This is a genomic window from Paraburkholderia sp. BR10923 (assembly GCF_040948765.1).
Classification (GTDB): Bacteria; Pseudomonadota; Gammaproteobacteria; order Burkholderiales; family Burkholderiaceae; genus Paraburkholderia; species Paraburkholderia youngii.
Genome location: NZ_JBFPKO010000022.1, coordinates 122818 through 145468 on the forward strand (window position 1 = coordinate 122818; position 22651 = coordinate 145468).

The window sequence follows — 22651 nt, forward strand, 5'->3', positions numbered from 1 at the left end:
ACGCGACTGTCGAGACAACAAAAAAGGAGACGAACCTTGGGTTCGCCTCCTTTTTTTGCTGCTCGTTTGCGCCGGAGCGGCCTTTCAACACCCCGCGGCGTTCGATTACACCCCCGACGCACTCGCCCGATCCAGGGTGCGCAGGAATTTATCCGCCGATTCGTAGCCGACCACCCGCAGCACTTCCTTGCCCTCCTGATCGAAGAAAATAATCCCCGGCGGCCCGAACAGGTTGAAGCGCTTGAGCAGCGCCTGATCGTCGGTATTGTTCGCAGTGACGTCGGCGCGCAGCAGATTCATCTGCTTCAGCTTCGCCTGAACGCGCGGGTCGCTGAAGGTGAATTTCTCCATTTCCCTGCAGCTCACGCACCAGTCCGCGTAAAAATCGAGCATGGCAGGCTGTGCGGCCGTTTTGACGGCCTGGTCAAGCTGCTCCGATGAACGAACCGGTGCGAACGTCAAATCGCTTTGCGACGCCGTTGCGACCGCGCTGGAGCCATCTTTCGCGATGCCCGCCTGATTGCCGGCGCGAGCCGCGAGCACCGCCAGCGGGCGCAGCGGGTCCGACGATCCCGCGGCGAGGCCAATTAGAAGCGCGGCCGCCCAGACGGCCATCACGACTCCGACCGCCCGCCCGAATCGGTGCCATATCGAGCCGCCCGCGACCGACCTGGAAAACAGGCCGAGGGCGACCGCCGCGATCAGCAGCCAGAGCGCACTCAATAGCATCGTCGCCGGGCCGCCGAGCACCGGCCAAACGATCCACAGCGCCGCGGCGAGCAGAACCACGCCGAAAAACACTTTTACGCTGTCCATCCACTTGCCCGCGCGCGGCAGCAGCGTGCCCGCGCCGAGGCCAATAATTAGCAGCGGCAGCCCGAGCCCGATACCCATCGAGAAGAGCGCCGCGCCACCGAGCACGGCGTTGCCGGTGTGCGCGATGAACGCGAGCACCGCAAAAAGCGGTGCGGTCATGCACGCGCCGACAACCAGCGCCGACAGCGCGCCCATCACGGCGACCGCGGTAAATTTGCCGCCCGAGCGTCCCGCTGACACGCTCGACATGCGATCGCGCCAGCGCGGCGGCAGTTCGAGATCCACACCGGCGATCAGCAACAGCGCGAAAATCGTCAGAAGGCCGCCGAACGCGCCCAGCACCCACGGATTCTGCAGCCATGCGCCGAGACTCTGCCCGACGAGTGCCGCCGCGACGCCCAGCACCGTGTAGACGAGCGCCATCCCGATTACATACGCGACCGACAGCGCGAAACCACGCCCACGCGTGACGCGCGCCCCCTCACCGATGATGATCGCAGACAGGATCGGAATCATCGGATACGAGCACGGCAGCAGGCTCAGAATTGCGCCCGCAACAAAATAAAGCCCTACGATCGCAAAGAAACCGCCTCGCTGTAGCAGCGTCTGCGCGTAGTCGGCGCTGGTCGCGCGTTCGTACCACGGTTCGTCATCAGTGGCCGCGAATTGGTGCGCGGTTGGACCCGCTGCTGCGCGGCCAGCCGGCTGCAGCGCCTCGCCGCTCACGTGATAAACGCGCTCCATCGGCGGGTAGCAGATGCCAGCGTCGGCGCAGCCCTGCGACGTCACCGCGAGATCGAGCGGTCCCGCGGCCCGCTTCACCGGAATATGAATCGTCACCTCGTTGCGATACGTCTCGACATTCTTGTTGAATGTCTGATCGAACTTCACGTGACCGTCGGGCAGTTGAGGCTCGCCAAGCGTCGCTGTGCCGTTGCGGGTCGCGAAAGCGAAGCGCTCGCGGTACATGTAGTAACCATCCGCAATCTTGTAGGTGACGACGACTTGCCCGGGCTGCTCGGTCGCACTGAACCGGAACGCGACCGACGGGTCGAGGAAGTCGTCCGCGGCGCGCGCGAGGGTGGCGAGTTGCGCGAGGAACACGCAGCCGAGCAGAAAGAATGTGGTGCGCAGCGTAGCGAACGCGCGCCGGTCGAGACCGTTAAACATGAAGAGGGCGTTGGGTTTCAGCAGTGATCCACTGGCCGTAGGCGGCCGAGGCCGTCGCTTGCCATGAGAGGATTTCCGGCGTGTCGTAGGGATGGTGAGCCTGAATGTATTGTTCAAGTTCGAGCGCGCGAGCGGCGCTGGTCTTGAACAACAGCTGGATTTCCTGCGCGGTTTCGATCGCGCCCTGCCAGTGATAGCTCGAATGCACGCTGCCTAACTGCGTGACGCATGCACAAAGGCGCACGGCGAGCGCGCTGGCGGCGAGTTTTTCAGCGACGGCCGCATCCGGCACCGTCGTCAGTACCAAGGTCACTTTCACACTCACACCAGGCTCCGGCGACGCAGGATTTCGATGCCGTTATCCTATCACCTGGCCATGTCGCCTCGCAGAGCGCCCTGCAGCGCGGCCGCGGCATTTGGTCACTGCGACACGGCTTGCCGCATCGATGAAAAATTTGCCGCCAAATCGGCATCGGCGACGGCCATGAGGCCGTACCCCTGCCACACCACCCGGCGTGTGGGTCCGCACCGGGCGGTTCGGGAAGTCGAGGTTATGAGAGGCGTGGCACACCCAGCCGATCGAAGTATCCGAGAGTCAGTACACTATTCAGGAGCTTGTCGCTGTTACGCCACCAGCGGCGACTGTTCGCCGCCACCTGTTGCGCCACAGCGGGCGGCGCCCCCAGCGCACGCAGTTCCCCGGTAGATGGTCGGGCCGCGGCGCCATTGCTTAAGCTGGATGACACGCAACCGGTGACGCATCCACTTGTCCAGACCCAGCCAGACTCGTGGCGTTTGCGCCAACCGGAAGTACGCCTTCCAGCCCAGCACATAGGGCCGTAACCGTTCCACCACGTCCTTCATGCTGCGCCCGCCGTTACGGCCGGTCAGTTCACGAATGCGGCGTTTGAACGCCAGCAGCGGTTTGGTCGCCACCTTGCGCTTGATGACACCGCTGGACGCTACCCACAGGCTGTAGCCCAGGAACTTGCGACCGAACACACTGGCCACCGCGCTTTTGGTCTCGTTGACCCTCAACCGCAGTCGCCCATACAGACGACGCAGCAGCGCCATTACCCGCTCGCCTGCATGGCGGCTGCGAACGTAGACATTCTCATCGTCGGCATAGCGCGCGAAGCAGTGGCCTCGCCGCTCCAGTTCCTTGTCCACCTCATCGAGCAGCACGTTGGCCAGCAATGGCGATAGCGGCCCGCCATGCGGCGTGCCCTGTTCGCGCTGCGGAACCACGCCGCCATCCATGATGCCGCTGTTCAGATACGCCCGGATCAGCCGGATCACCCCAGCGTCCCCGATACGTTTCTGTAAACGGCCAATCAGGATGTCGTGGTTGACCCGGTCGAAGAACTTCTCCAGATCAACGTCCACCACGATTCGCCGGCCCGACTGCACATGCGACTGCGCGGCCAACACCGCGTCGTGCGCACGTCGCCCAGGCCGGAAGCCATAGCTGTGCTCGCTGAAGGTGGAGTCCAGAACCGCTTGCAGCACCTGCAGCAGCGCCTGCTGGATCAGCCGGTCCGTGACCGTCGTGATGCCAGGCTCGCGCTCGCCTCCGTCCGGTTTCGGGATCGTCACCCGCCGTAGCGGACCGGGCCGGTACGTCCCCTTCAGCAACTGTTCCCGGATCGCGGGCCACGCCGTCACCAGATGGCGCGACGCCTGGTCAATGTCCAGACCGTCCACGCCAGCGGCTCCCCTGTTGGCCGGTACCCGTTTGAACGCCTGCTTCAGGTTCGCTCTCGTCAGCGCCGCCATCAGCAGCGATGACCCTGTCTCCCTGGATTCATGGCGCGGGCAAGAGGCTTCGTCGCTCACGGGCATGGACGCAGCTTCACCGCGTGTGCCTCCCGCTCGCCCCGCTTGCGCGGGCATCTGACGCAATTCCTGTCGCATCGACATGTCACTGGACACTTCTTCCCGTTCGGCCCTTCGTCACCAGCTTCGGTCTCTTCGACCTGTCCTGCGACTACTACGGTCTTGCTGCCTTCTCGCTCCGGCTCGACGCCGTCGCCCTTTCAGGCATGAGGCAAGATCTCCCCAGGTAACAACGCACTCCTTCATCGCACAACCGCCTATCTACGCCGCTTCGCCTTGGTCACGAGAGCTTTGTGGTTGTTTGCCCACTCGCCCTGCTTCACAGCGCCTTCTATACGGTTCTTGTTCATCGGCTCGCGATTTACGCTCCACGCTTCCTCCCCACAGCCGGTCGCCTTCATGCAGTTGCGCTTCACTTCATTCGCTATGACCAGCTTTTGGCGGGACTTACACGCGGAGGAGTGCGCCCATGCTGGGCGCACAAACAAAAAAGCCAGGCGATGCGCCTGGCTTTTCGTTCAAACCAAAAAGCTTACTCAGCTTCTTGCACTTCCGTTTCTTCAACTTCCGGACGGTCGAGGAGTTCGACCAGTGCCATCGGCGCGTTATCGCCAACGCGGAAGCCGAACTTCAGCACGCGCAGGTAGCCGCCCGGACGGTTTGCGTAGCGCGGGCCGAGCACGTCGAACAGCTTCGTGACCGAGTCACGGTCGCGCAGGCGGTTGAACGCCAGACGACGGTTTGCCAGCGACGGCTTCTTGCCGAGCGTGATCAGCGGCTCGACGACTTTACGGAGTTCCTTCGCCTTCGGCAGCGTGGTCTTGATGACTTCGTGCTCGATCAGCGAGTTGGACATGTTACGGAGCATTGCCAGACGGTGGCTGCTCGTGCGGTTCAGTTTCCGCAGACCATGACGGTGACGCATGTTAATTCCTTCAGTTCAAAGTTTTGGTCCAGCTCTTCTATCGCACTCGTTCTGCAGCATCGGCAGCAAACAGTGAGCGCACGGGCCGGTAGTTAAAAAAGACAAGACGCGGATTTTAAAGGAAAATCCGCGTCCTTGCCAGTCTAGTGCAGCAGTGCAATCGCGGCTTACCCCGGAGCGAGTTGTCCGCTTACTTGTCGAGACCAGCCGGCGGCCAATTCTCGAGCTTCATGCCGAGCGTCAGACCGCGCGATGCCAGAACTTCCTTGATCTCGTTCAGCGACTTGCGACCGAGATTCGGAGTCTTGAGCAGCTCGTTCTCGGTACGTTGGATCAGGTCGCCGATGTAGTAGATGTTTTCGGCCTTCAGGCAGTTCGCGGAACGAACCGTCAGCTCGAGATCGTCGACCGGGCGCAGCAGGATCGGATCGATCTGCGGTGCGCGCGACGGCGCTTCCGCCGCTGCTTCGGTACCTTCCAGCGCCGCGAACACCGACAGCTGATCGACCAGAATGCGCGCCGATTGGCGGATCGCTTCTTCCGGCGAAATCACACCGTTGGTTTCGATGTTCATCACGAGCTTGTCGAGGTCGGTGCGCTGCTCGACGCGCGCGCTTTCGACCGCGTAGCTCACGCGACGAACCGGCGAAAACGACGCGTCCAGCACGATTCGGCCGATGATCTTGGCCGACTCTTCACCGTAACGACGCACATTGCCCGGCACATAGCCGCGGCCCTTTTCCACCTTGATCTGCACGTCGAGCTTGCCACCCTTCGACAGATGCGCAATCACGTGATCCGGATTGATGACTTCGCAGTCATGTGCGAGTTCGATATCGCCCGCTGTGACCACGCCTTCGCCTTCCTTGCGCAGCGTAACCGTCACTTCGTCACGGTTATGCAGCTTGAAGACGACGCCCTTCAGGTTCAACAACAGGTTGACCACATCCTCTTGCACACCGTCGAGCGTCGAATACTCATGCACGACGCCTGCAATCGTCACCTCGGTCGGGGCATAGCCGACCATCGACGACAACAGCACGCGCCGAAGCGCGTTACCCAAGGTGTGGCCGTAACCGCGTTCAAACGGTTCCATGACCACTTTCGCGTGGCTCTCGCCAAGCGATTCAACTGCAATGATCTTGGGCTTCAACAAACTGGTTTGCATAGGTTTTCCTTTTCAATACCCTCGGCTCGTTACACCGATAAGGCTGACCGGTAACAACCTGAAAATAAACAGCCGAGACGCCCCCTTGCGCAACGCAATCAGGACGCCCCGGCCGTCAATCCGATTACCGCGAATACAATTCGACGATCAGGCTTTCGTTGATGTCGCCAGCGATGTCGCTGCGTTCCGGCTTCTGCTTGAACGTACCTTCGAACTTCTTCGCGTCGACCGCGACCCAGCTCGGCATGCCGCCTTGTTCAGCGAGCGACAACGCCTCGATGATGCGAGCCTGCTTGCGCTTCTGTTCGCGCACGGCGACGACGTCGCCAGCCTTCACTTGCATCGACGGGATGTTCGTCACGACGCCGTTCACCGTGATCGCCTTGTGGCCAACCAGCTGACGTGCTTCAGCACGCGTCGAGCCGAAGCCCATCCGATACACGACGTTGTCCAGACGCGATTCGAGCAGTTGCAGCAGGTTTTCACCCGTGTTGCCCTTCAGGCGGTCTGCTTCAGCGAAGTAGCGACGGAATTGGCGCTCGAGGACACCGTAGATACGCTTTACTTTTTGCTTCTCGCGCAACTGCGTGCCATAGTCGGACGTACGCGCGCCCGAAGTACGGCCGTGCTGGCCGGGCTTGCTGTCCAGCTTGCACTTGTCAGCGAGCGAGCGGCGCGCGCTCTTCAGGAAGAGGTCAGTGCCTTCACGGCGGGACAGCTTGGCCTTGGGGCCGATATAACGTGCCACGTTGATTCCTTCTGTGATTAATCACGCGAATGCTTCCACTCGCGCTAGTCCGAACCCTTTGGGTCGAACGGTGGGCTTAGTTTATTCAATAACGCGCGCAGCCCGCCGCCGCGCAAGGCGGCAACAGGCGCTCGCAAAACCAGCGTCTTAGATACGACGACGCTTCGGCGGACGGCAGCCGTTATGCGGGACCGGCGTCACGTCGGAGATCGCGGTAATCTTGATGCCAAGACCATGCAACGCGCGCACCGCCGATTCGCGGCCAGGACCGGGGCCCTTGATCCGCACTTCGAGGTTCTTCACGCCGTATTCCATCGCCACTCGGCCAGCCGATTCAGCTGCGACCTGAGCTGCAAACGGGGTCGACTTACGCGAACCCTTGAAGCCCTGACCACCCGACGTTGCCCAGGCAAGCGCGTTGCCTTGACGGTCGGTGATCGTGATGATGGTGTTGTTGAACGACGCGTGAACGTGAACCACGCCCTCGGCGACGTTCTTCTTGACCTTCTTGCGAACGCGTTGCGCCGCGGAGTTGTTCGAAGCCTTAGCCATTACGTTTTCCTGTAACTGTCAGTTCCGCTTACTTCTTCAGCGACTGCGCTGCACGACGCGGACCCTTGCGCGTACGGGCATTCGTACGCGTACGCTGGCCGCGCAGGGGCAGACCCTTACGATGCCGCACGCCACGATAGCAGCCGAGATCCATCAGGCGCTTAATGTTCATCGTCGTTTCACGGCGCAAATCGCCTTCAACGATGAACTTGCCGACTTCTTCACGCAGCTTTTCGAGGTCTGCGTCAGTCAGGTCTTTGACCTTCTTCGAAAATGCCACACCAGCAGCGACGCAAATGTCGCGCGAGCGCGTGCGACCGATACCGTAAATAGCCGTCAGGCCGATTTCAGTATGCTGGTGATTCGGGATGTTAACCCCTGCGATACGAGCCATTGTTTTTCCTCAAACAAAAAGCGCAAGCAAAAGCGCGGCGTTCAGCCTTGACGCTGTTTGTGGCGCGGATCAGAGCTGCAAATCACGCGCACAACGCCTTTGCGCTTGATGATCTTGCAATTGCGGCAAATGCGCTTAACCGATGCCATCACTTTCATGATATTACCCTTTTTTCAAATCACTTCGCCCGGAACACGATCCGCGCACGCGACAGATCGTAAGGGGTCAATTCAACCGTCACCTTGTCGCCCGGCAAGATTCGGATGTAGTGCATCCGCATCTTGCCGGATATGTGTCCCAACACGACATGGCCGTTTTCCAGCTTCACCCTGAAGGTAGCGTTAGGCAGGTTTTCAATTACTTCGCCCTGCATCTGGATCACATCGTCTTTGGCCATAAGTCCTTTCAACGCATCGGGACGCCGCCGCCTTTGAAATTAGCTTTCTTCAGCAGCGATTCATACTGTTGCGACATAACGTACGACTGCACCTGCGCCATGAAATCCATTGTGACGACGACAATGATCAGCAGCGACGTTCCACCAAAATAAAACGGCACGTTCCAGCGCAGCACCAGAAATTCGGGCAGCAGGCAAACGAACACGATGTAGATCGCACCGGCCAGCGTCAGACGCGTAAGGATGCGGTCGATATATCGCGCCGTCTGATCGCCCGGGCGGATGCCAGGGACGAAAGCGCCACTCTTTTTCAGGTTGTCGGCCGTTTCCCTGCTGTTGAACACCAGTGCGGTGTAGAAGAAGCAGAAGAAAACGATCGCCAACGCGTACAGCAACACGTACACGGGTTGACCGGGCTTCAGGGCTTCGGCCACATTGTGCAACGTGTCTGCGAACCAGCTGGTACGCGAACCCGAACTGAACCAGTTCAGGATAGTTGCCGGGAAGAGAATGATCGACGATGCGAAGATCGGCGGAATCACGCCCGACATGTTCAGCTTCAGCGGCAAATGCGAAGACTGGCCGCCGTAAATCTTGTTGCCTACCTGCCGCTTTGCGTAATTCACAAGGATCTTGCGCTGGCCGCGTTCGATGAACACCACCAGATACGTCACAGCAGCAATCAGCGCGACGACGATAATCGCCGAGATGATACTCATCGAGCCGGTTCGCACCAGTTCAAAGAGACCACCGATTGCGTTCGGGAAGCCCGCCGCAATACCGCCGAAAATGATGATCGAGATACCATTGCCGAGCCCGCGCTCCGTGATTTGCTCCCCCAGCCACATCAGGAACATCGTGCCGGTCACAAGCGTCACGACCGTCGTCAACCGGAAAACCATCCCCGGATCGATCACGAGGCCAGGCTGATTTTCCAGCGCCACGGCAATGCCGAACGCCTGAAATGTCGCCAGCACGACCGTAAAGATCCGCGTGTACTGCGTAATCTTCCGCTGACCTGCCTGCCCTTCCTTTTTCAGCGCTTCGAGTTGCGGCGAGACAATCGCCAGTAACTGCATGATGATCGACGCCGAAATGTACGGCATGATCCCCAACGCGAAAATGGTGAACCGCGAAAGTGCGCCACCCGAGAACATGTTAAACATGCCAAGGATGCCGCCCGACTGGCTTTGGAACAACTTCGCCAGTTGGTCCGGGTCGATACCCGGCACCGGAATATGCGCGCCGATGCGGTAGACGACCAGCGCCAGCAGCAGGAATACTGCTCGCCGACGCAGATCGCCAAACTTCGCCGCGCTGCGACCGGGTTTTGCGAGACTCGGGCTGTTAGCCAAGTACCTTCTCCGATGCAAATGCTAGTGACGGCAAATAACTTGCGCGTTACTCGGCAAACGAGCCACCAGCTGCTTCGATAGCAGCACGTGCGCTCTTGGTCGCACCCAGACCCTTCACAACGACCTTGCGCTTGAGCTCGCCGGTCGCGATGATCTTGGCGCTACGGATCAGCTCGCCGACCAGGCCGGCTTGTTTGAGAGCCAGCAGATCGATTTCGTCAACCGGCAGCTTCTCGAGATCCGAGAGACGCACTTCACCGACGAATTCCTTCGTCAGCGAGGTGAAGCCACGCTTCGGCAGGCGACGTTGCAGCGGCATTTGACCGCCTTCGAAGCCAACCTTGTGAAAGCCGCCCGAACGCGACTTCTGACCCTTGTGACCACGGCCAGCGGTCTTGCCGAGGCCGGAGCCGATGCCGCGACCAACGCGACGCTTTGCGTGCTTCGCGCCTTCAGCCGGCTTCAGGTTATTCAATTCCATTATCAACTCCTTGAGTCCTGGTCAGCCGCTTAGCTGATGACCTTAACGAGGTACGAAACCTTGTTGATCATGCCGCGCACAGCCGGCGTATCCTGCAACTCGCTAACCGAGTTGAGTCGGCGCAGGCCCAAGCCACGCACCGTTGCGCGGTGCGATTCACGGGTGCCGATCAGGCTCTTGACGAGCTGGACCTTGACAGTTTTATCAGACATGGTGTCCACCTTTAGCCCAGAATTTCTTCGACGGACTTACCGCGCTTCGCAGCGATGTCGGCCGGCGTGGACTGCTTGCGCAGGCCGTCGAGCGTCGCACGAACGAGGTTATACGGGTTCGTCGAACCGTGGCTCTTGGCCACGACGTTCTGCACGCCCATCACGTCGAACACTGCGCGCATCGGACCGCCAGCGATCACGCCGGTACCGTCCTTCGCCGGAGCGAGGAGAACCGTTGATGCGCCGTGCTTACCATGCACTTCGTGTTGCAGGGTACCGTTCTTCAGCGGCACCTTGAACATGTTGCGGCGAGCCTGTTCCATCGCCTTCTGGACAGCGACCGGCACTTCCTTCGCCTTGCCCTTGCCCATACCGACGCGGCCATCACCGTCGCCAACCACGGTCAGTGCGGCGAAGCCGAGAATACGGCCACCCTTCACGACCTTGGTCACGCGGTTGACCGAGATCATCTTTTCACGAAGGCCGTCGTCGCGTTCGTCAGCCTGAACTTTAGCTTGCATCTTTGCCATGACGAATTCTTCCCTTAGAACTTGAGTCCGGCTTCGCGCGCCGCATCAGCCAGCGCTTTCACGCGGCCGTGGTAACGGAAACCCGAACGGTCGAAGGCGACGGATTCGATGCCGGCAGCCTTAGCCTTTTCTGCAATGCGCTTGCCGATCAGGGTTGCAGCAGCAACGTTGCCGCCCTTGCCCGATTGATCGGCCAGTTGCGCACGCACTTCGGCTTCGAGCGTCGACGCGCTGGCGAGCACCTTGGTGCCGCACGGCGAGAACACTTGCGCATAGATGTGCGTGTTCGTGCGATGCACGGCGAGACGCGCGACCTGCAGCTCAGCGATCTTGATACGCGTCTGACGAGCGCGGCGCAGGCGAGATTGAGTCTTATCCATGATTGCGCACCCTTACTTCTTCTTCGTTTCTTTGAGGATCACAACCTCATCGGCGTAACGCACGCCCTTGCCCTTATAGGGCTCCGGCGGACGGTAGCCGCGCACTTCTGCAGCGACTTGACCGACTTGTTGCTTGTTGATCCCCTTGATCACGATTTCGGTTTGCGACGGGGTTTCTGCCTTGACGCCAGCCGGCATCTGGTGCACCACCGGGTGCGAGAAACCCAACGACAAGTTCAGCTTGTCGCCTTGCGCCTGTGCGCGATAACCGACGCCAACCAGCGTCAGCTTGCGCTCGAAACCCTTCGTCACGCCGTACACCATATTCGCAACCAGTGCGCGCATGGTGCCCGACATCGCATTCGCTTCGCGGCTTCCGTCGACCGGCTCGAACTTCAGCGTGCCGTTGTCGTTAACCACCTTCACGAGACTGTTGGCAGCCTGCGAAATCGTACCCAGCGGACCCTTGACAGTAATGCTGTCGGCGCTCAGGGCCACTTCCGCGCCTTGCAGCGCGATCGGGCTCTTACCTACTCGAGACATGTTTCTCTCCTTTCGGCCTTAAGCGACGTAGCAGATGACTTCGCCGCCAACGCCCGTTGCACGTGCCTTGCGATCCGTCATCACGCCCTTGGGCGTCGACACGATTGCCACGCCGAGGCCATTCATGACCACGGGGATGTCGTTACGGCCGCGGTACACACGCAGACCAGGCTTCGAGACGCGTTCGATGCGCTCGATGACCGGGCGGCCAGCGTAATACTTCAACACGATGTTCAATTCCGACTTCGCACCTTCGGACTTCACTGCGAAATCATCGATATAACCTTCGTCCTTCAGGACCTGCGCAATCGCAACCTTGACTTTCGACGAGGGCATAGTCACCGAAACCTTCTCGACCATCTGCGCATTGCGGATGCGAGTCAGCATATCGGCGATAGGATCACTCATGCTCATTTATGTTTCTCCTATTACCAGCTCGCCTTGGTCAGGCCAGGGATCTCGCCGCGGAACGCGATTTCACGAATCTTGTTACGCGCCAGGCCGAATTTACGGAACGTCCCGCGCGGACGACCGGTAATTGCGCAACGGTTGCGCTTACGGGTCGGGTTAGAGTTGCGCGGCAGTTGCTGCAGTTCCAGACGTGCTGCGTAATGCTCTTCTTCCGACTTGCTCGTGTCGCCAATGATTGCCTTCAGTGCAGCACGCTTGGGAGCGTACTTGGCGGCGAGGCGAGCACGCTTCTTTTCACGTTCGATCAGTGCCAGTTTAGCCACGGTAACCTCAGTTTCTGAACGGGAACTTGAAGCCGGCGAGCAGAGCCTTTGCTTCGTCGTCAGTCTTCGCAGTCGTCGTGATGCTGATGTTCAGCCCACGCAGTGCGTCGATCTTGTCGTAATCGATTTCGGGGAAAATGATCTGCTCTTTCACACCGATGTTGTAGTTGCCGCGACCATCAAACGCCTTACCCGACACGCCACGGAAGTCGCGCACACGGGGGAGCGCAACCGTCACGAAACGGTCGAGGAATTCGTACATTGCCTGGCCACGCAGCGTGACCATGGCGCCGATCGGATAGCCCTGACGGATCTTGAAGCCAGCAATTGCCTTGCGCGCCTTCGTGATCACCGGCTTCTGACCTGCGATCTTCGTCAGATCGCCAACCGCGTTTTCGATGATCTTCTTGTCAGCGACGGCTTCGCCAAGACCCATATTCAGGGTGATCTTGGTGATGCGCGGCACTTCCATCACGGACTTGTAACCGAACTTCTCGATGAGGCCGGGTACAACCTTTTCTTTGTAAAACTCTTGCAAACGAGCCATTTTTTACTCCGCAGCGTCAGGCGCTCAGCACGGCACCGGTCGTCTTCAGGAAACGGACCTTCTTGTCTCCTTCGACCTTGATGCCTACACGCGATGGCTTGCCATTCGCGTCGACCAATGCGACGTTCGAAATTTGCAGCGGCATCGTCTTGGCTTCCACGCCGCCCGTCGTACCCTTCATCGGGTTCGGCTTGACGTGCTTCTTGACGAGATTGATGCCCTCGACGGTCACGGTCTCGCCGTGAACGGCCAGCACAACGCCACGCTTGCCCTTATCTTTGCCGGTGATGACGATAACTTCGTCACCCTTGCGAATCTTGTTCATCGCGACTCCTTACAGCACTTCAGGCGCCAGCGAAACGATCTTCATGAATCGTTCGCTACGCAACTCGCGCGTGACTGGCCCGAAAATACGGGTGCCGATCGGTTCGAGCTTGGTGTTGAGCAACACAGCTGCGTTGCCGTCGAACTTGATCAGCGAGCCGTCCTGGCGGCGCACGCCCTTGGCGGTGCGAACCACCACGGCGTTGTAGATTTCGCCTTTCTTCACGCGCCCGCGCGGCGTTGCCTCTTTGACGGTCACCTTGATGATGTCGCCAATGCTGGCATAACGACGCTTCGAGCCGCCGAGCACCTTGATGCACATGACTTCACGTGCACCCGTGTTGTCGGCCACTTCAAGCCGAGTTTCGGTCTGGATCATGGTTTATCTTTCCCAACTTAATCCGGTCACACCACCATGGTGCTTCCCGGTCAGTCTTGGTCCCGTCAGCCGATCGGCTGCTTGGGTTAGAACAGCAGCGACGGCAAACGAAACCCGCCATCGCAATCCGGTGAATCCTTCGGCACAGGCTGGCGCCCGGACCGCTTCCCCCACCAACTTCGCCCGCGACGGGGCTCCCATAAAGAGGGAAGACCGAGATTATATCAAATAATCCCGGTCTTGCAAGCGAAACTTACTGCGATTTCAACTACTTCTACTGCTTTGCGACATCAGATGACGCGAGCAGCCTCGACCAGGCGAGCCACAACCCAAGCCTTCGTCTTCGAAATCGGACGAGTTTCCTGGATTTCAACGAGGTCGCCCTCGTTGTACGTGTTCGCGTCGTCATGCGCGTGGTACTTCTTCGAACGCACGACGTACTTGCCGTAGATCGGGTGCTTCACGCGGTGCTCGACCAGCACGGTAACCGTCTTGTCCATCTTGTTGCTGACGACCTTGCCGACCAGCGTCCGCTTGAGCGAGGTTTTTACGCTATCGTTCATTTCTGGTTCGCCTTCTCAGTCAGGACGGTCCGCACACGTGCGATGTCGCGACGAACCTTCTTCAGCTGGCTCGTGTTCGTGAGCTGCTGGGTCGCGAGTTGCATGCGCAGGCCGAATTGCGCCTTCAACAGGTCCGACAGCTCCTTGTTGAGCGCGGCCTGATCTTTCTGGTGAAGTTCGGAAGCCTTCATCATTTGCTCCTTAGGCGCCGAGCTGACGCACGATAAACGTCGTCTTCAGCGGCAGCTTCGCTGCAGCCAGACGGAACGCTTCGCGCGCCAGTTCTTCGGTTACGCCGTCCATTTCGTACAGCATCTTGCCCGGTTGAATCTCAGCGACGTAGTACTCTGGGTTACCCTTACCGTTACCCATACGAACTTCCGCCGGCTTGGTCGAGATCGGCTTGTCCGGGAAGATCCGGATCCAGATGCGGCCACCGCGCTTGATGTGACGCGTCATTGCACGACGCGCCGCTTCAATCTGGCGCGCGGTCAGACGGCCACGACCGACAGCCTTCAGGCCGAACTCACCGAACGACACCGCGTTGCCGCGGGTAGCAACGCCGGTGTTACGACCTTTCTGCTCTTTGCGATACTTTCTGCGTTTCGGTTGCAGCATCGTTATTCTCCAGTCTTCCCGTCGCCGCCGGTACCGCCAGCACGACGAGGAGCGCCACGGCGTGCACCTGCCGGGCCACCACCTTCACCATCACGACGCGGACGGCGATCGCCACCCGGACGTGCGTTGCGGCGCGGACGTTTTTCTTCGGCGACTTCTTCGACCACCGGTGCGTCATTGCGGCCGAGCGTATCGCCCTTATAGACCCACACCTTCACGCCGATGATGCCGTACGTCGTCTTTGCTTCCGACGTTGCGTAGTCGATATCTGCACGCAGCGTGTGAAGTGGCACGCGACCTTCGCGGTACCATTCCGTGCGAGCGATTTCGATACCGTTCAGACGGCCTGCGCTCATGATCTTGATGCCTTGAGCACCCAGACGCATCGCGTTCTGCATCGCACGCTTCATCGCGCGACGGAACATGATCCGGCGCTCGAGCTGCTGCGTGATCGAATCAGCGATCAGTTGCGCGTCGGTTTCCGGCTTGCGAATTTCTTCGATGTTGACGTGAACCGGAACGCCCATGCGCTTTTGCAGCTCGGACTTCAGCAGTTCGATGTCTTCACCCTTCTTACCGATCACGACACCCGGACGCGAGCTGAAAATCGTGATACGCGCGTTCTTTGCAGGACGCTCGATCACAACGCGGCCGACGGACGCGTTTTTCAGCTTCTTCTTCAGGTACTCACGAACACCGATGTCTTCCTGCAACATCGCCGCGAAATTGTTGTTGTTCGCGTACCAACGCGAAGCCCAATTGCGGCTGACGGCCAAACGGAAGCCAGTCGGATGAATTTTCTGTCCCATCGTATGACCCCTTAATTCCCGACCGTCACAGTGATGTGACAGGATTGCTTCTCGATGCGGTTACCACGGCCCTTGGCGCGCGCGGTAAAACGCTTCAGCGATGCTGCCTTGTCGACGTAGATGCTCGTGATCTTGAGCTCGTCGATATCGGCACCTTCGTTGTGCTCCGCATTCGCGATCGCCGACAGCACGACCTTCTTCACGATTCCCGCAGCCTTCTTCGGCGAGAACGTCAGAACGTTCAGCGCCTTGTCGACCGGCAAACCGCGGATCTGGTCAGCCACAAGGCGCGTTTTTTGCGCCGAGATGCGGGCACCGCGATGAATTGCTTTCACTTCCATCTTGATTGCCCCTTATTTCTTGGCCTTCTTGTCGGCCGCGTGACCCTTGAACGTACGGGTCAGTGCGAACTCGCCAAGCTTGTGGCCGACCATGTTTTCCGTGACATACACCGGAACGTGTTGACGGCCGTTGTGAACGGCGATCGTCAGACCGATGAAGTCCGGCAGGATCGTCGAGCGACGCGACCAGGTCTTGATCGGTTTCTTGTCACGCGATGCTGCAGCCGCCTCAACCTTCTTCAGCAAATGGGCGTCGCAGAACGGACCTTTCTTAATAGAACGTGCCATTGCCTACTCCTTAACGCTTGTGACGGCGCTGGACGATCATGCTCGTCGTGCGCTTGTTGCTGCGGGTGCGATAGCCCTTCGTCGGCGTGCCCCACGGGCTCACCGGATCGCGGCCTGCCGCAGTCTTGCCTTCGCCACCACCGTGCGGGTGGTCGACCGGGTTCATTGCAACGCCACGCACCGTCGGGCGAATGCCGCGCCAGCGGTTCGCGCCCGCCTTACCGATTTGACGGAGGCTGTGCTCTTCGTTGCCCACTTCTCCGATCGTCGCGCGACATTCAACGTGCACGCGGCGGATTTCGCCCGAACGCAGACGAACCTGCGCGTAGACGCCTTCGCGAGCAAGCAGCATCGCCGACGTGCCAGCCGAACGCGCCATTTGCGCGCCCTTGCCCGGCAGCATTTCGATGCAGTGAATCGTCGTACCGACCGGAATGTTGCGGATCGGCAACGTGTTACCTGCGCGGATCGGCGCTTCCGAACCCGACATCAGTTGCTGACCAACGGTGACACCCTTCGGAGCGATGATGTAGCGGCGCTCGCCGTCTGCGTACAGAACCAGCGCGATGTTCGCGCTACGGTTCGGGTCGTACTCAAGACGTTCGACCTTTGCCGGAATACCATCCTTCGTGCGACGGAAGTCGACGACACGATAGTGATGCTTGTGACCACCGCCCTTGTGACGCGTAGTGATGTGACCGTTGTTGTTACGGCCGGCGGTCGACGACTGTGTGTCGAGCAGTGCCGCAAACGGCTTGCCCTTGTGCAGTTCTTTGTTGACCACCTTGACCATCGCGCGGCGGCCCGGCGAAGTCGGCTTAACTTTCACGATTGCCATGATTACTTGGCCTCCGCTTCAAAGTTGATTTCCTGGCCGGGCTTCAGGCAGACGTACGCCTTCTTCACGTCTTTGCGCTTGCCCATGAAGCGGCCAAAGCGCTTGGCTTTGCCCTTCGCGACCAGCACGTTGACGGAGTCGACTTCCACCTTGAACAGCAGCTCGACTGCAGCTTTCACTTCCTGCTTCGTAGCATCCGGCGCGACTTCGAACACAACCTGCTCGTTCTTGTCGGCAACCAGCGTCGCCTTTTCGGAGACCACCGGCGCGAGCAGGACCTGCATCAAACGATGATCGTTCTTGCGAATCTCGCTCATGACAGCAACTCCTCGATCTGGGCGACCGCAGCCTTCGTGATCAGGACTTTCTTGAAGTAGATCAGCGACAGCGGGTCGGCGTAACGCGGCTCGACAACCGCCACGTGGGCGAGATTGCGCGACGCGAGGTACAGGTTTTCGTCAACCGTGTCGGTAATCACCAGCACGGAGTCGAGACCCATCGCCTTGAATTTTTCGGCCAGCAGCTTCGTCTTCGGCGCCTCGAGCGTCAGCTCGTCGACCACCGAGATGCGGCCTTCGCGGGCCAGCTGCGAGAAGATCGAGCAGAGACCTGCGCGATGCATCTTCTTGTTGACCTTGTGCGAAAAGTTTTCTTCCGGCGAATTCGGGAAGATGCGGCCACCGCCGCGCCACAGCGGGCTCGACGACATACCGGCGCGGGCGCGGCCTGTACCCTTCTGGCGCCACGGCTTCTTGGTCGTGTGCTTGACCTGCTCACGATCCTTCTGCGCGCGGTTGCCGCTACGAGCGTTCGCCTGGTACGCAACCACCACCTGGTGAATCAGGGCTTCGTTATAATCGCGGCCGAACACGACGTCCGACGCGCTAACGCCTGCACCTTCCTGACCATTGGCATTCAGGAGCTTAAGTTCCATTATTTCGCTCCTTTCACGGCACGCGTCTTCACGGCCGGCGTAACGAATACCTTGCCACCCTTCGCACCCGGAACGGCGCCCTTGACCAACAGCAGCTTGCGGTCAGCGTCGATACGAGCGATTTCGAGGTTTTGCACCGTTACCTTCTCGTCACCCATGTGACCAGTCATGCGCTTACCCGGGAAAACACGACCCGGATCCTGCGCCATACCGATCGAGCCCGGCACGTTGTGCGAGCGCGAGTTACCGTGCGAGGCACGGCCCGACGAGAAGTTGTAACGCTTGATGGTACCGGCGTAGCCCTTACCGATCGACACGCCTTGCACGTCGACCTTCTGGCCCACTTCGAACAGCTCGGGACCAACCACGGTGCCGTTCGACAACTCGGCGGCCTTAGCGGGGTCGATCTGAAATTCTTTGAGGATTTCACCGGCTTGAACGCCGGCTTTGGCGAGATGACCTGCCAACGGCTTCGTCACGCGCGATGCGCGGCGCGTACCGAAGGTAACCTGCACGGCCGTGTAGCCGTCGGTTTCAACAGTCTTGATCTGCGTCACGCGGTTGTCGGACACGTCCAGCACGGTGACGGGAATCGAATCCCCCTCAGCCGTGAAGATACGGGTCATGCCAACCTTGCGACCTACGAGTCCAAGGCTCATCGTTTTCTCCATTCCCGACTGCGATTGGTCGGGGCTAATTTACAAAATGTCGGCGCCGTTTCGGGCATGAGACCATGCTGCAGCACACCGACTTTTTACGCAAATGCGCGAAAAGCTCACTAGTATAGCGAGCCTTTTCGTTTTCCGCAAGCAATCAAAGACTTAGCGCTGCCCGGATCGCCGGACAAGGGCTGAAGCCTTATTGCAGCTTGATTTCAACGTCGACGCCAGCCGGCAAATCGAGCTTCATAAGCGCATCAACGGTCTTGTCCGTCGGGTCGACGATGTCCATCAGACGCTGGTGCGTGCGGATTTCGAGCTGATCGCGCGACGTCTTGTTGACGTGCGGCGAACGCAAAATGTCGAAGCGTTGAATGCGGGTCGGCAGGGGCACCGGGCCACGAACGATTGCGCCAGTCCGCTTTGCCGTGTCGACGATTTCAGCTGCCGATTGATCGATCAGGCGATAGTCGAAAGCCTTCAGGCGGATGCGGATTTTCTGGTTCTGCATGACAAATTCCTTGGAAAGAGCGAGGCGATATTGCACCGCCGAGTAGAAAAAGAACGTAGGCTCGGGCGCTTGCGGAGAGCGAGCGCCCGAGCCCGGGCGCTACATACTGCTACAGCAATCTGCGATTTTACTCGATGATCTTTGCGACGACACCAGCGCCGACCGTACGGCCACCTTCGCGGATTGCGAAACGAAGGCCTTCTTCCATCGCGATCGGGTTGATCAGCTTCACCGTGATCGACACGTTGTCGCCCGGCATCACCATTTCCTTGTCCTTCGGCAGCTCGATCGAGCCCGTCACGTCCGTCGTACGGAAGTAGAACTGCGGACGGTAGTTGTTGAAGAACGGCGTGTGACGGCCGCCTTCGTCCTTGCTCAGCACGTACACTTCAGCCGTGAAGTGCGTGTGCGGGTTGATCGAACCCGGCTTGGCCAGAACCTGGCCACGCTCCACGTCTTCACGCTTCGTGCCGCGCAGCAGGATACCAACGTTGTCGCCAGCCTGACCCTGATCGAGCAGCTTGCGGAACATTTCCACGCCCGTGCAGGTCGTCTTGGCCGTTGCACGGATACCGACGATCTCGATTTCCTCGCCGACCTTGATCACGCCACGCTCGACGCGGCCCGTCACCACCGTGCCACGACCCGAGATCGAGAATACGTCTTCCACCGGCATCAGGAACGAACCGTCAACCGCGCGCTCCGGCGTCGGGATGTACGTGTCCAGCGCGTCGGCCAGGTTCATGATCGCCACTTCGCCCAGCTCGCCCTTGTCGCCTTCCAGCGCGAGCTTGGCCGAACCCTTGATGATCGGCGTGTCGTCGCCCGGGAAGTCGTACTTCGACAGAAGTTCGCGAACTTCCATCTCGACGAGCTCCAGCAGCTCAGCGTCGTCCACCATGTCGCACTTGTTCAGGAACACGATGATGTACGGAACGCCAACCTGACGCGCCAGCAGGATGTGCTCACGCGTTTGCGGCATCGGGCCGTCAGCAGCCGAGCACACCAGGATCGCGCCGTCCATCTGCGCCGCACCCGTGATCATGTTCTTCACGTAGTCAGCATGGCCCGGGCAGTCAACGTGTGCGTAGTGGCGGTTAGCCGTTTCGTACTCGACGTGCGCGGTGTTGATGGTAATGCCGCGCGCCTTTTCTTCCGGCGCCGCGTCGATCTGGTCGTACGCCTTCGCTTCGCCGCCAAACTTCTGCGTCAGAACCGTCGTGATCGCTGCCGTCAGCGTGGTCTTGCCGTGGTCAACGTGACCGATCGTGCCCACGTTCACGTGCGGCTTGGTCCGTTCGAATTTACCTTTAGCCATGTTTCTCTTCTTTCAGTAAGTTAATCGTTGAATGACTTTGCCGCGCGATTACTTCGACTTCGCGTTGATGATCGCTTCCGACACGTTGCGCGGAGCTTCAGCGTAGTGCTTGAACTCCATCGTGTACGTTGCACGACCCTGCGTCAGCGAACGCAGCGACGTCGAGTAGCCGAACATTTCCGACAGCGGTACTTCGGCGCGAACGATCTTGCCGCCACCAACCATGTCTTCCATGCCCTGGACGATACCGCGACGGCCCGACAGGTCGCCCATCACGTTGCCCATGTAATCTTCCGGCGTTTCGACTTCCACAGCCATCATCGGTTCGAGGATGACCGGGCTTGCCTTACGCATTGCTTCCTTGAACGCCATCGAACCGGCCATGCGGAACGCATTTTCGTTCGAGTCAACGTCGTGGTACGAACCGAACGTCAGGTGAACCTTCACGTCAACGACCGGGAAGCCCGCCAGCACACCAGCCTTCAGCGTTTCCTGGATACCCTTGTCGACTGCCGGAATGTATTCACGCGGAATCACGCCGCCCTTGATCTCGTCGAGGAACTCGTAACCCTTGCCTTGTTCGTTCGGCTCGAGCGTGATGACTGCGTGACCGTACTGACCGCGGCCGCCCGACTGCTTGACGAACTTGCCGTCAACGTCAGCCGCCGTGCTGCGGATCGTTTCGCGGTAAGCCACCTGCGGCTTGCCGACGGTCGCTTCCACGCCGAATTCACGCTTCATCCGGTCGACCAGAATTTCGAGGTGCAGTTCGCCCATACCCGAAATGATCGTTTGACCCGATTCTTCGTCCGTCTGAACGCGGAACGACGGATCTTCCTGGGCCAGGCGGTTCAGTGCCAGACCCATCTTTTCCTGGTCAGCCTTGGTCTTCGGCTCGACAGCCTGCGAAATTACCGGCTCCGGGAAAATCATGCGTTCGAGCACGATCGGGTTCTGCGGATCGCACAGCGTGTCGCCCGTGGTCGCCTCTTTCAGGCCGACCGCGGCAGCGATGTCGCCGGCGCGCACTTCCTTGATTTCTTCGCGCTGATTCGCGTGCATCTGCAGAATACGACCCAGACGTTCCTTCTTGTCCTTTGTCGCGTTCAGCACCGTGTCGCCCGAATTGACGACACCCGAGTACACACGGAAGAAGATCAGTTGGCCGACGAACGGGTCGGTCATGATCTTGAATGCCAGTGCCGAGAACTTTTCGTCGTCGGCCGCGCGGCGCTCAGCCTTTTCACCGTTTTCCAGTTCGCCGGTAACCGGCGGAATGTCGATCGGCGACGGCAGGAAGTCGAGCACGGCGTCCAGCATGCGCTGCACACCCTTGTTCTTGAATGCGGTGCCGCACAGCATCGGCTGGATTTCGCAAGCGATCGTACGGTCGCGCAGACCCTTGATGATTTCCTCTTCGGTCAGCTCGCCCGACTCGAGGTACTTGTTCATCATGTCTTCGTTCGCTTCAGCCGCGGCCTCGACCATCTTTTCACGCCATTCGTTGCACGTGTCGACGAGTTCTGCCGGGATGTCTTCGTACGAGAACTTGGTGCCTTGGGACGCGTCGTCCCAAATGATCGCCTTCATCTTCATCAGATCGACGACGCCCGTGAAGTTCTCTTCCGCGCCAATAGGCACGACGACCGGAACCGGGTTCGCCTTAAGACGCAGCTTGAGCTGGTCGTAGACCTTGAAGAAGTTCGCGCCGGTACGGTCCATCTTGTTGATGAACGCAAGACGGGGAACCTTGTACTTGTTAGCTTGACGCCACACGGTTTCCGACTGGGGCTGCACACCGCCCACAGCGCAGTACACCATGCACGCGCCATCGAGCACGCGCATCGAGCGCTCGACTTCGATCGTGAAGTCGACGTGACCCGGGGTGTCGATGATGTTGATGCGGTGCTCGGCGCGGTCGCCCGCCATGCCCTTCCAGAATGCCGTGGTAGCAGCGGAAGTAATCGTGATGCCGCGTTCCTGTTCCTGCTCCATCCAGTCCATGGTTGCAGCGCCGTCGTGAACTTCACCAATCTTGTGGTTCACGCCCGTGTAGAACAGAATGCGCTCGGTCGTCGTCGTTTTGCCGGCGTCGATGTGAGCGCTAATACCGATGTTACGGTAGCGCTCGATAGGAGTCTTGCGAGCCACTTTGATCCTCTATTGGGATGGCGCGATGCGAGAGATACCCATCGCGCTGTAACACAAACGGGCGAGGCGCCCTTGAAGCGCACCCGCCCGGAATTTCTTTCCGTTTTTCCACTAAACCCGGGTCGGGAAA

33 protein-coding genes and 1 pseudogene are annotated in these 22651 nt (G+C 59.7%); all 34 read right to left on the minus strand.

Going from position 1 to position 22651, the window contains the following annotated elements; genetic code table 11:
* Positions 1-105: 105 nt before the first annotated feature.
* The 34 genes and pseudogenes from dsbD to fusA all read right to left on the minus strand — a co-directional run bounded on the left by dsbD (position 106) and on the right by fusA (position 22521).
* Complete coding sequence (gene dsbD / locus AB3X94_RS31465) at positions 106-1986, minus strand: protein-disulfide reductase DsbD (protein ID WP_368613597.1); 1881 nt, start codon at positions 1984-1986, stop codon at positions 106-108.
* On the minus strand, positions 1979-2305 hold the full coding sequence (gene cutA / locus AB3X94_RS31470; RefSeq protein WP_176110681.1) for a divalent-cation tolerance protein CutA: 327 nt from the start codon (positions 2303-2305) through the stop codon (positions 1979-1981). Before cutA ends, dsbD begins: the two co-directional genes overlap by 8 nt.
* 232 nt (positions 2306-2537) lie before the next feature.
* Positions 2538-3906 (minus strand): annotated as a pseudogene (gene ltrA, locus AB3X94_RS31475) (group II intron reverse transcriptase/maturase).
* Between the two features lie 448 nt (positions 3907-4354).
* The gene (gene rplQ / locus AB3X94_RS31480) at positions 4355-4747 is read right to left on the minus strand and encodes a 50S ribosomal protein L17 (RefSeq protein WP_013090750.1); all 393 of its coding nucleotides are present in this window, start codon (positions 4745-4747) and stop codon (positions 4355-4357) included.
* Between the two features lie 190 nt (positions 4748-4937).
* Entirely contained in the window at positions 4938-5915 is a 978-nt protein-coding gene (gene rpoA, locus AB3X94_RS31485) for a DNA-directed RNA polymerase subunit alpha (protein WP_007730697.1), read from the minus strand.
* Between the two features lie 124 nt (positions 5916-6039).
* Entirely contained in the window at positions 6040-6663 is a 624-nt protein-coding gene (gene rpsD, locus AB3X94_RS31490; RefSeq protein WP_013090752.1) for a 30S ribosomal protein S4, read from the minus strand.
* Positions 6664-6810: 147 nt separating this feature from the next.
* Complete coding sequence (rpsK, locus tag AB3X94_RS31495; protein ID WP_006052224.1) at positions 6811-7215, minus strand: 30S ribosomal protein S11; 405 nt, start codon at positions 7213-7215, stop codon at positions 6811-6813.
* 28 nt (positions 7216-7243) lie between these two features.
* The gene (rpsM, locus tag AB3X94_RS31500; protein WP_008923332.1) at positions 7244-7609 is read right to left on the minus strand and encodes a 30S ribosomal protein S13; all 366 of its coding nucleotides are present in this window, start codon (positions 7607-7609) and stop codon (positions 7244-7246) included.
* 41 nt (positions 7610-7650) lie between these two features.
* Positions 7651-7767 (minus strand): 50S ribosomal protein L36, encoded by a 117-nt coding sequence (rpmJ, locus tag AB3X94_RS31505; protein ID WP_004199844.1) that lies wholly within the window; start codon positions 7765-7767, stop codon positions 7651-7653.
* 20 nt (positions 7768-7787) lie between these two features.
* Positions 7788-8006, minus strand: coding sequence for a translation initiation factor IF-1 (gene infA, locus AB3X94_RS31510; protein WP_004521905.1), 219 nt, complete (start codon positions 8004-8006; stop codon positions 7788-7790).
* 8 nt (positions 8007-8014) lie between these two features.
* Entirely contained in the window at positions 8015-9361 is a 1347-nt protein-coding gene (secY, locus tag AB3X94_RS31515; RefSeq protein ID WP_013090753.1) for a preprotein translocase subunit SecY, read from the minus strand.
* A 46-nt stretch (positions 9362-9407) separates the two neighbouring features.
* Positions 9408-9842: a 50S ribosomal protein L15 gene (gene rplO / locus AB3X94_RS31520; protein ID WP_018420156.1), complete on the minus strand. Its 435-nt coding sequence runs from the start codon at positions 9840-9842 to the stop codon at positions 9408-9410.
* 29 nt (positions 9843-9871) lie between these two features.
* Positions 9872-10054 carry a 50S ribosomal protein L30 gene (gene rpmD / locus AB3X94_RS31525; protein ID WP_008923335.1) on the minus strand — a complete coding sequence of 61 codons (183 nt, stop codon included), beginning with the start codon at positions 10052-10054 and terminating at the stop codon, positions 9872-9874.
* A gap of 11 nt (positions 10055-10065) precedes the next feature.
* Positions 10066-10584, minus strand: coding sequence for a 30S ribosomal protein S5 (gene rpsE, locus AB3X94_RS31530; protein WP_004197945.1), 519 nt, complete (start codon positions 10582-10584; stop codon positions 10066-10068).
* A 14-nt stretch (positions 10585-10598) separates the two neighbouring features.
* A complete protein-coding gene (gene rplR / locus AB3X94_RS31535) occupies positions 10599-10964 on the minus strand; it encodes a 50S ribosomal protein L18 (protein WP_008923336.1) in 366 nt (121 codons plus the stop codon).
* A 12-nt stretch (positions 10965-10976) separates the two neighbouring features.
* Positions 10977-11507 (minus strand): 50S ribosomal protein L6, encoded by a 531-nt coding sequence (rplF, locus tag AB3X94_RS31540; protein ID WP_176110100.1) that lies wholly within the window; start codon positions 11505-11507, stop codon positions 10977-10979.
* An 18-nt stretch (positions 11508-11525) separates the two neighbouring features.
* A complete protein-coding gene (rpsH, locus tag AB3X94_RS31545) occupies positions 11526-11921 on the minus strand; it encodes a 30S ribosomal protein S8 (RefSeq protein ID WP_006052216.1) in 396 nt (131 codons plus the stop codon).
* Between the two features lie 14 nt (positions 11922-11935).
* A complete protein-coding gene (gene rpsN / locus AB3X94_RS31550; protein ID WP_090802162.1) occupies positions 11936-12241 on the minus strand; it encodes a 30S ribosomal protein S14 in 306 nt (101 codons plus the stop codon).
* 7 nt (positions 12242-12248) lie between these two features.
* The gene (gene rplE, locus AB3X94_RS31555; protein ID WP_176110099.1) at positions 12249-12788 is read right to left on the minus strand and encodes a 50S ribosomal protein L5; all 540 of its coding nucleotides are present in this window, start codon (positions 12786-12788) and stop codon (positions 12249-12251) included.
* 16 nt (positions 12789-12804) lie between these two features.
* Positions 12805-13113: a 50S ribosomal protein L24 gene (gene rplX, locus AB3X94_RS31560; RefSeq protein WP_008923340.1), complete on the minus strand. Its 309-nt coding sequence runs from the start codon at positions 13111-13113 to the stop codon at positions 12805-12807.
* A 9-nt stretch (positions 13114-13122) separates the two neighbouring features.
* Entirely contained in the window at positions 13123-13491 is a 369-nt protein-coding gene (gene rplN / locus AB3X94_RS31565; RefSeq protein WP_006998478.1) for a 50S ribosomal protein L14, read from the minus strand.
* Positions 13492-13781: 290 nt separating this feature from the next.
* Positions 13782-14054: a 30S ribosomal protein S17 gene (gene rpsQ, locus AB3X94_RS31570; RefSeq protein WP_007180129.1), complete on the minus strand. Its 273-nt coding sequence runs from the start codon at positions 14052-14054 to the stop codon at positions 13782-13784.
* Positions 14051-14245 carry a 50S ribosomal protein L29 gene (rpmC, locus tag AB3X94_RS31575; protein WP_007180130.1) on the minus strand — a complete coding sequence of 65 codons (195 nt, stop codon included), beginning with the start codon at positions 14243-14245 and terminating at the stop codon, positions 14051-14053. Before rpmC ends, rpsQ begins: the two co-directional genes overlap by 4 nt.
* Before the next feature lie 10 nt (positions 14246-14255).
* Complete coding sequence (gene rplP, locus AB3X94_RS31580; protein ID WP_008923342.1) at positions 14256-14672, minus strand: 50S ribosomal protein L16; 417 nt, start codon at positions 14670-14672, stop codon at positions 14256-14258.
* 2 nt (positions 14673-14674) lie between these two features.
* Positions 14675-15481, minus strand: coding sequence for a 30S ribosomal protein S3 (rpsC, locus tag AB3X94_RS31585; protein WP_176110098.1), 807 nt, complete (start codon positions 15479-15481; stop codon positions 14675-14677).
* An 11-nt stretch (positions 15482-15492) separates the two neighbouring features.
* Positions 15493-15822: a 50S ribosomal protein L22 gene (gene rplV, locus AB3X94_RS31590; RefSeq protein WP_007730533.1), complete on the minus strand. Its 330-nt coding sequence runs from the start codon at positions 15820-15822 to the stop codon at positions 15493-15495.
* A gap of 12 nt (positions 15823-15834) precedes the next feature.
* Positions 15835-16110, minus strand: coding sequence for a 30S ribosomal protein S19 (gene rpsS, locus AB3X94_RS31595; RefSeq protein WP_006998484.1), 276 nt, complete (start codon positions 16108-16110; stop codon positions 15835-15837).
* Between the two features lie 10 nt (positions 16111-16120).
* Positions 16121-16948, minus strand: coding sequence for a 50S ribosomal protein L2 (gene rplB / locus AB3X94_RS31600; RefSeq protein ID WP_008923344.1), 828 nt, complete (start codon positions 16946-16948; stop codon positions 16121-16123).
* A 2-nt stretch (positions 16949-16950) separates the two neighbouring features.
* Positions 16951-17265 carry a 50S ribosomal protein L23 gene (gene rplW, locus AB3X94_RS31605; RefSeq protein WP_008923345.1) on the minus strand — a complete coding sequence of 105 codons (315 nt, stop codon included), beginning with the start codon at positions 17263-17265 and terminating at the stop codon, positions 16951-16953.
* Positions 17262-17882, minus strand: coding sequence for a 50S ribosomal protein L4 (gene rplD, locus AB3X94_RS31610; protein WP_008923346.1), 621 nt, complete (start codon positions 17880-17882; stop codon positions 17262-17264). Before rplD ends, rplW begins: the two co-directional genes overlap by 4 nt.
* Positions 17882-18541, minus strand: coding sequence for a 50S ribosomal protein L3 (gene rplC / locus AB3X94_RS31615; RefSeq protein WP_176110097.1), 660 nt, complete (start codon positions 18539-18541; stop codon positions 17882-17884). The genes rplD and rplC overlap by 1 nt, the downstream gene beginning before the upstream one ends.
* A gap of 199 nt (positions 18542-18740) precedes the next feature.
* A complete protein-coding gene (gene rpsJ / locus AB3X94_RS31620; RefSeq protein WP_006998489.1) occupies positions 18741-19052 on the minus strand; it encodes a 30S ribosomal protein S10 in 312 nt (103 codons plus the stop codon).
* 127 nt (positions 19053-19179) lie between these two features.
* Positions 19180-20370 (minus strand): elongation factor Tu, encoded by a 1191-nt coding sequence (gene tuf, locus AB3X94_RS31625; protein WP_013090760.1) that lies wholly within the window; start codon positions 20368-20370, stop codon positions 19180-19182.
* A 48-nt stretch (positions 20371-20418) separates the two neighbouring features.
* Positions 20419-22521: an elongation factor G gene (fusA, locus tag AB3X94_RS31630; RefSeq protein WP_013090761.1), complete on the minus strand. Its 2103-nt coding sequence runs from the start codon at positions 22519-22521 to the stop codon at positions 20419-20421.
* Between the last annotated feature and the right edge of the window lie 130 nt (positions 22522-22651).